The following is an 8,243-nucleotide window of genomic DNA, read 5'->3' as shown; positions in this document are numbered from 1 at the left end:
ATCAAGGTGCAGAACAGGACAGGGAACCCCGAGTTGGGGTCGGTGCTTGCCATCAGCAGCGGCGTTTCGCAGGGAGAGATCGGTCGGTTTCCCCATGTCACTGGCCCTTGCGAGAAGATCGCTGAAGCCCTAGGGTGTCGGGGAGCGGTCAACATCCAGTGCCGTTTCGCGAGGGAGAGGGTCTACGTGTTCGAGATCAATCCCCGCTTTTCCGGAACGACTTCACTCAGGGCTATGGTGGGGTACAACGAACCGGATGTGCTCATCCGGAAACATCTTCTCGGAGAAGAGGTCACGCCGCGGTTTCCCTACCGGGAGGGGCGGATCGTTCGAGGGCTTTCGGAAGTACTTCTCCCGGGTGGTGACATCCCCCATGCCTGAACACGGAGAAATGGCATTCCCCTCTCCTTTGGGAGAGGCTTGGCATGTGGGGGAACTTCCCTTTTTCGTGCAGTGCCAGGATGTTCCGAATAACTCTCTTTTCGGATTGCCGGACCGGATGCCTTTCGTTCTTGAATGCGATTCCGGCACGGGAACCCTGCGACAACGTCGGAACGACGAGGTGGAGCGGGCTCTGGAGAGGGCGTATTCTTTCGGATCACTCATCACCGGGACCATGGATGATACGGGGATCGGACGTCGGTACGCCGAGGATTTTCTCCGGTTCTTCCTTGATTCGGTCGGGAGCGATCTGCGGGGCAAGCGGATCCTGGAGGTCGGCTGCGGAACCGGCTATTTCCTCTCCTTGCTGCAGGAGCGGGGTGCCGATGTCCTTGGAGTGGAGCCAGGGCCACAAGGGCAAAGAGGCGGAGAGAAGTATGGTGTTCCGATAGTGCGGAACTTTTTCCCCTGCGAGGAGGTCCGCGGAGGGTTCGACGTTGTTGTTGCCTATGCGGTTTTGGAACACATGACGGCCCCGGAGGTTTTTCTCAAGGCGACCGGTGGCTTTCTGAACGAAGGCGGTTGCCTCTTGCTTGCGGTTCCTGACTGTGAACCCTATCTGGGGCAGGGCGATATCTCTTGCCTGCTGCACGAGCATTGGAGTTATTTTGCGAAAAAGACACTTGCCCGGGAACTTGAGCGGGGAGGATACCGCGCCTCCCGGATTGAACAGGCCGGTTTCGGAGGAAGCCTCTATTGTCGCGCTCTGCCGAAAGGCGATGCATCTGCTCCGGTTAAGTATGACGAGACAGAGGCGAAAACACTCGATGCGGTGCGGGCTCGTTTTTTGGAAAATCTCGCGAGGATGGAACGCCTTTTTCTCGAAATGGGGGTTGCGGGGAACGAGGGGCATACGCTGGGCATTTATGTCCCGGGAAGGATGATCAATACGTTGTCGGTGGCGGAGATCCCGAAACGGCTTTGTCTCCGTTTCTTTGATGACAACCCTCTTCTCGAGAACAAATACTATCCGTCGTTTCCTCAAAAAATCGAGAATTTCGATGATCTCCTTCGTTGTCCTCCGGATTCGGTATTTGTCGCGAGTCGCACTTTCGGAAAAACCATCGAGGAAAGAATCGGAAGTCATTCGGAAAAAGTCCGTCTCATCGGGTGGGATGAGGTGTTTTCGTGAAAAACCGGGGGAACGCGGTGTCTCTACGGCACGGAATCGACGGTGACAACTCATGATGGCTAGAATTGGGGACATGAGGCGGGTTGAGGCTCTCATGCGGCATTCGATCAGAGTTTTCTCCCTTGATCTGGGGAAATTTGTTGTGCTCACGGAGGCCGCCTCGGGTTTTTACGCACTCACTCCCTTGATTGCTGCACTGGCTGGAGCGAAAACCGTTCTTGCATTGACTAGGGATTCCCGATACGGCAGTGCCGCAGAAGTGAAACAGTACACCATGGAGCTTGCACAACACTGGGGTGTGAAGAATCGCCTCGTTGTTCTCGATTCCCGAGAGGATCCGCGCGTCGGCCAGGCGGATATCGTGACGAATCTTGGCTTCGTGAGACCTCTCGATGCAACGTTCATTGCCCGCCTCAAAAGCACGGCGGTCGTTCCTCTCATGTGGGAGACGTGGGAATATCGCCCGAGCGATCTGGATCTGGATGCTGCCCGGAGCAAAGGATTGTGTGTGCTTGGGACCAACGAGCACCATGAAACGTTGAGAACGTTCGACTACATCGGTCATCTGGCTCTGAAAATGCTCTACGAGGTACAGGTCGAGGTCTTCGGATCGCGCATTGCTGTGCTCGGGCGTGGGGAATTTGCGGCGATCGTTGCGAATCTGCTGGAACAGGTGGGCGCTCGGGTCCGTCGGGTTTCCACCGAGGAGGAGCATGCTCCTGCGCCGGAGGTGGTTGAAAAGGCGGTCTCTGATGCCGAGGCTCTCGTTGTGGTGGACCATGAAAGCAAGGGGATGCTGATCGGAGGAGAAGGCGCACCTGTTTCGAGTGCGGCTCTGGCATCGTGGAATCCAGGCGTTGTTGTGGTGCATATCTGCGGAGGTGTCGACAGGGAGGGACTCGTCAATGCCGGGATTCGTTGCTGGCCGGAGGCATTCGCTCCCGTGGGGAGCATGAGTGTGACGACTGAATACCTCGGTCCGCGCCCTCTGGTGGATCTTCACTCGGCCGGATTGAAAGTGGGAGAGATGCTTGCCCTGGAGAGGCGGAAGGGGCTCGGCGCCTTCGATGCGGAGTGTTCCGTCCTGAGGCAATCCGCACTGGCTCAAGGATTTGCGGGGTATCATCCTTTTTCGTGAGGGGGATGGAACTGTGCGCGTGGCGATTTTGGGCAGGACGAGAATGCTGTTGAATACGGGCTGGAAACTGGCATCCGCAGGGCACACTATCCCTCTCGTCGGAACGTGCCGTGAGGCACCGGAATACGGAGTGGGAGTGGGGGATTTTCGAGCCTTTGCCGAAGATGTCGGTGCGGTCTTTTTCGACGATCATCGGATCAATGCACCGGAAGTGACGGCTTTGTTGCGAAATGTGGACGCCGATATCGCCGTGAGTGTCAATTGGTTGACCGTCATCGGACACGAAGCGATTGCCGCATTCGGGAGAGGCATTCTCAATGCCCATTCGGGAGATCTGCCGCGATACCGGGGCAATGCCTGCTCGAATTGGGTTCTCCTCAATGGAGAGCGGCAGATCACGCTCACGGTCCATTTTATGGATCCGGAATCGCTCGATTCGGGACCGATTGTACTCAAGAGACATCGTCCTCTTGAAACGGAGACGACGATTGGTGAAATCTACGATTGGCTGGAGACGACGGCTCCGGAGATGTTTCTGGAGGCGGTGAACGGCCTGGAGGCGGGAACTCTGTGTCCTGTTCCCCAGAATGAGGACCCTCTTGCGTCTCTGCGATGTTATCCCAGGATTCCTTCCGACAGCCTGCTGGACTGGAAGCAGGGGGCAGTATCTCTTATGCGGCTCGTAAAAGCCTCTTCTCGTCCCTTTGCAGGTGCGTATACCCATTGGCAGGGACGAAAACTCGTCGTATGGGACGCAAGGGCGGATTCCTATCCCTGCCCGAGCCTTGCGGTTCCAGGCCAGGTGCTCTGGCGTGACGGAACAACAGGGAATGTCGGTGTGGCAACGGGTGACGGTGTTCTTGTCCTTCGAGTCGTCCAGTGGGAGGGAGAGGAAAAACGTTTTGCGGCGGAGGTGCTTCGGTCCACAAGAGCACGTCTTGGCTTCGTGCTTGATGACGAAGTTGCGGGTTTGCTGTCCGGAATGCGGAATGTGGAGGAGCGTTTAACCGAAATCGAGACGGCGCTGCGTCGTTTGGGGGCGGGATAGGTGTACTGGACGGAACGTATTCTTTCCGAGGCGGAAACGAGAAACAGTGGGACAGAATCCTTGTCCGAAGGAATGAGAGTGATCATCGGTGGCGCCACCTACACGTTCTCCGAAGGAATTCTTCGGCAGGAAAGGCTGTGTCGCGAGGAGCAGGAGCAGACAAAGGAAGCCTTTGGTTTCAAATGGAAAAAGAGGGACACTTACGAATCACCTTCCGTGAAGCGGGCGCATCGGGAGTGGCTCCTGAAGCGCTATTTCGGAGGAGAGTCGTCGGAAATAGCTTCGCTGCTTCATGGCCGTGAGAACTTCCTCGATGCCGGGTGCGGTTCCGGTTTTTCCTCTCTGCTGCTCTTTGGAGACCACCTTGCTTCCGTGCGCTACCTTGGTGTGGACATCTCCAATGCCGTTGATGTCGCCCAACAGCGTTTTGCAGAGAAAGGCCTTCCGGCGGAATTTCTACAGGCGGACCTGACGGACCTCCCCTTTCGCGGCCCGGTATTCGATGTGATTTTTTCCGAAGGTGTTCTTCACCACACGAATTCAACGGAGAATGCCGTGTCCTATCTCGCCGGACTGCTTCGACGAGGAGGGATGTTCCTTTTTTATGTTTACAATAAAAAGGGGCCTGTTCGGGAATTCGTGGACGATTATGTCAGAGACCACATCCGGTCCATGAGCGACCAGGAAGCCTGGGATGCCTTGATGCCACTTACCCGGCTCGGCGCGGCACTCGGAAGGCTGCAGGTCGAAGTGAATGTGCCCGAAGCCCTTCCCTTCCTGGGGATTCCGAAAGGAAGGATCGATATCCAAAGGCTTTTTTATTGGTACGTGATGAAAGCCTATTATCGTCCCGACTGGACGGACGAAGAAATGAACCATGTGAATTTCGACTGGTATCGTCCGTCCAACTGCTGGAGGCAAACCCCGGAGGACGTGACTCGATGGTGCGCGGAGGTGGGGTTGCGGATCCGGAAAATGGACGTGGAGGATGCGGGCATTACGGTCGTGGCGGAGAAGGTGTAATGCGTTTCCGGCAGGGGAGAGCTCTTCCTTTGCTTGGCAGGAAGTCGCTCCATGCGCGTGTCGGGTGATCAACGTGGCCTTCCTGTCCCGGTACGTCGATGCGCTTTCCGCTCCCCGCTCGTCCAGGGGGGCTGCTTCGATTGTCGCGGTGGTTTCTCTTCTGGGGAAAGCCGTGGGCTATGTTCGTGTTGTCCTGATCGCCTATTTTTTCGGTGCCTCGGCGGGGGTGGATGCTTTCTATGTGGCTTGGGGAGCCGTGGTGTTTTTCACGGCCCTGGCGAAGTCCGCAGTGGATATGTCCCTTCTTCCCGAACTCTCCAGGGCGGATGGAGAGGAGACGGGCTCCGGAAAGTCCCTTGTCGCCGCCGTGTGGTGGTTCGCAGCGATTTTTTCTCTGGTCGGGGCCATTGGCGGAATGATTGCGCCGGGAGTGGTCATTCGGCTCTTTGCGCTCGGTTTCGATGCGGAGAGAATTCGTATCGGAGCGGTGATGATCCTCTGCCTGATTCCGTTCGGCGTTGCCGCCGTTCTTCGTCCTGTGGTGGACGCGTGGCAGCTTCATAAAGGGAGAATGGTGGTCCCTGGCGTGGTGGAGGCCCTGTTCAACGTTGTCACCATACCCGTCTTTCTGGGAGGCGTTTTCTTCTGGGGGGTTTTTTCGCTTCCGGTGTCGATGAGCGTAGGCAATGTGAGCCTTTTGCTCCTTTCTTTGTGGATTGCCGGAGATTTTCCGCTCCGCCCCGGGGCCATACCGTGGCGGAGCGTGAAAATGGTGATGAAAGCCGCAGGTGTTGCGGTGGCGGTGGTGGGTATATCCGGCCTCTACCAGGTTACGGACCGTTTTTTCGCCTCAGCGCTGGAAGAAGGTTCCGTTGCTGCCCTGAGCTATGCAGAAGTGATCTTTGCTCTTCCGAATGCCGTGCTTCTTCCCGTGTTGCTTATCGTATATGCAAAGACGTGTTCCTTGTTTGCGGAGAATCCGTCGAGGGCGGAAGATGCGACGAGACAAACTCTCGCTATTGCGTGGGGATATTTTATCCCTATAGGAATGTGTTTTGTTGCGCTGGGGAGACCACTGGTTTCGATATGGTTCGGGTATGGGGCTTTTGACCGGGAAGCGGTAAATTTGGCGGGGGCGTGTCTTTCATTGTATGCGTTGTGTCTTCCTTTCGTAGTTGTTCGCAGCGTTCTTCACCGATATGCGTTGGTCCGACAATCATTAGGGATGGTTGTCTTGTTGAGTGTGGCAGGAGTTCTTTTGAATGCTTTTTTTGATTGGTTTTTGGCGCCACATTTTGGTGCTCCGGGAATTGCAGCGGCGACTACGTGTGTGTCGTTTTCTACAGTTTTACTTTTTCATTGGTACGTTCTTCCATCCGGCTTGAACAGGAGAATGCTACGCTTTTTAGGGATACAGACCTTGATCGCCCTGGCGTGGGGAATTCCTCTCTTCGTGTGGGGACTTCGCTCCGAGCTGCTTCCGTGTGTTGCAGGGATGGCAAGCCTTGCGTTGCATCTCTTTTACGGTGATGCCAGAGGGTTGTTCGGAATACTGCCGGAACAGTGGCGACCTCTGGAAGTGCTTCGTTTCCTGGTGACAAGGGTTCGAAGCGGTGTCTCGGTCTTCAGAAAAACCCAAGGGGAGTAGGAGGACGAAACCATGGTCAGAGTTGCCCTTGTCGGGTGTGGAAGGATCAGCAAGAATCATGTGGAGGCGCTGTCGGGCTTGACCGACGTCGAGCTTGTGGCGTGTTGCGATGTGGTTCCTGCGCGGGCGGAGGCGATTGCCTCGAAAACAGGTTGTGCGGCATATACGGACTATGAAAAAATGCTTCGGGAGGCGCAATGTGATGTGGTGTCCCTCTGCACTCCTTCGGGACTCCATCCTTCGCAGGTGGCGCTTGCCGCAGGATATGGCAGACATGTCCTCTCGGAGAAGCCTTTGGGAATCCGTCTCGGTGATGTGGATGAGGCGATACGGGCCTGCGATGCCGCGGGGGTTCATCTTTTCGTGGTGAAGCAGAACCGTTTCAACCGGACTGTTCGACTGGCACGACAGGCTTTGGAGATGGGGCGTTTCGGAAGAATCTACATGGTTCTTTCCAGTGTACTCTGGGCACGTCCTCAGGAGTATTACGATGCGGCCCGATGGCGGGGAACCTGGGAATACGACGGAGGATGTCTTTGCAATCAGGCGGCTCACTATGTGGATCTTGTGCAATGGATGGGCGGTGCAGTGGAGAGCGTTCAGGCCTACAGCGCCACTCAGGGCCGGCGCATCGAGGCGGAGGACAGCATCGTGGTGAACCTCCGCTTCCGCAGTGGAGCCTTGGGCAGTATCAATGTGACGACCTTGGCGTACCCGAAGAACCTGGAGGGGAGCCTCACGATTCTCGGAGAAAAGGGAACGGTGAAGATTGGCGGCTTTGCCCTGAATCACTTCGAGCGTTGGGAATTCGACGCGGGACATCCCATGGACGAGGAGATACAGAGCGCGGCGACGAATCCTCCGAATGTGTACGGATTCGGCCATCTCGACTACTACAGGCATGTGCTGGAGGTTTTGAACGGGCAGGTCGAGGCGGAAGTCGACGGGCGGGATGGCAGGAAGACGGTGGAACTCATCTGCGCGGCCTATGCTTCTGCTCGAAAAGGCGGGACGCCCTGCCCGCTGCCGCTTGTCGCCGTGTCCTCTTTTTGAGAGAGACATTCTGTCGGTCCGTCGCGAACTTTGGAACGGAAGGGAGCTGAAAAACGCCATGACGCAGTGCGTCGCTCCGGGAGCGATTCTGGGGAAGAACGTCTCTTTGGGATACAACGTGGTCATCGAGGATGAAGTGGTGCTCGGGGACGGCGTGGAGGTGGGGCACAACGTGGTGATCCGTCGGGGTGTGCGGATCGGGGCGGGATGCCGCATCTGCGACAACGCCGTACTGGGAAAGCTCCCCGCCAAGGCCTCCCTTTCCGCCACGACGGGAGAACCCCGGGAGTTGCCTTTCCTCGAACTGGGCGAGGCGGTCACCGTGGGGGCCTGCGCCGTTCTCTACCGGGGGGCCTTCCTCGGGCGCGGCGTCTTCGTGGCGGATCTGGCGAGCATTCGGGAGGATGTGACCGTCGGGGAACTCACCATCGTGGGACGGGGAGTGACCGTCGAGAACAAGGTGCGCATCGGGCGGAAGGTGAAGATCGAGACCGAGGCCTACGTGACCGCTCTGAGCGTTGTGGAGGATTACTGTTTCCTCGCTCCCGAGGTGACTTTCACGAACGACAACTTTCTGGGGCGCACGGAGGAGCGGAAGAAACACTTCGGTGGTCCCACGTTGCGGCGAGGAGCCCGGATCGGCGCCAACGCCACGCTGTTGCCCGGCATCGAGATCGGCGAGGACGCCCTCGTCGCGGCGGGAGCGGTGGTGGTGCGCAATGTTCCTCCCCGGATGGTGGTGGCGGGAGTGCCCGCCCGG

The 8,243-nt window shown here is 57.3% G+C and carries 8 protein-coding genes; all 8 read left to right on the top strand.

What is annotated here, in order from left to right:
* Positions 1–381 (top strand): ATP-grasp domain-containing protein (locus Q1K49_RS05035; protein ID WP_300523516.1); only part of this gene is annotated, 381 nt, incomplete at its 5' end.
* Between the two features lie 118 nt (positions 382–499).
* Positions 500–1,573, top strand: coding sequence for a class I SAM-dependent methyltransferase (locus Q1K49_RS05030; protein ID WP_300523514.1), 1,074 nt, complete (start codon positions 500–502; stop codon positions 1,571–1,573).
* A 94-nt stretch (positions 1,574–1,667) separates the two neighbouring features.
* On the top strand, positions 1,668–2,711 hold the full coding sequence (locus Q1K49_RS05025) for a hypothetical protein (protein WP_300523512.1): 1,044 nt from the start codon (positions 1,668–1,670) through the stop codon (positions 2,709–2,711).
* 13 nt (positions 2,712–2,724) lie between these two features.
* Entirely contained in the window at positions 2,725–3,759 is a 1,035-nt protein-coding gene (locus Q1K49_RS05020; protein ID WP_300523510.1) for a formyltransferase family protein, read from the top strand.
* Entirely contained in the window at positions 3,760–4,782 is a 1,023-nt protein-coding gene (locus Q1K49_RS05015) for a class I SAM-dependent methyltransferase (RefSeq protein ID WP_300523507.1), read from the top strand. It begins immediately after the preceding gene.
* A 172-nt stretch (positions 4,783–4,954) separates the two neighbouring features.
* Positions 4,955–6,430, top strand: a complete 1,476-nt coding sequence (locus Q1K49_RS05010) for a lipid II flippase MurJ (RefSeq protein WP_300523504.1) — start codon at positions 4,955–4,957, stop codon at positions 6,428–6,430.
* A 12-nt stretch (positions 6,431–6,442) separates the two neighbouring features.
* Positions 6,443–7,483: a Gfo/Idh/MocA family oxidoreductase gene (locus Q1K49_RS05005; RefSeq protein WP_300523502.1), complete on the top strand. Its 1,041-nt coding sequence runs from the start codon at positions 6,443–6,445 to the stop codon at positions 7,481–7,483.
* A 58-nt stretch (positions 7,484–7,541) separates the two neighbouring features.
* The coding region (locus Q1K49_RS05000) for an acyltransferase (protein ID WP_300523499.1) at positions 7,542–8,243 on the top strand (702 nt) is incomplete at its 3' end.

Source organism: Aminiphilus sp., from assembly GCF_029975095.1.
Taxonomy (GTDB): Bacteria; Synergistota; Synergistia; order Synergistales; family Aminiphilaceae; genus Aminiphilus.
Note: the sequence above shows the minus strand (reverse complement) of the source record. Positions and strands in the feature narration are given on the sequence as shown.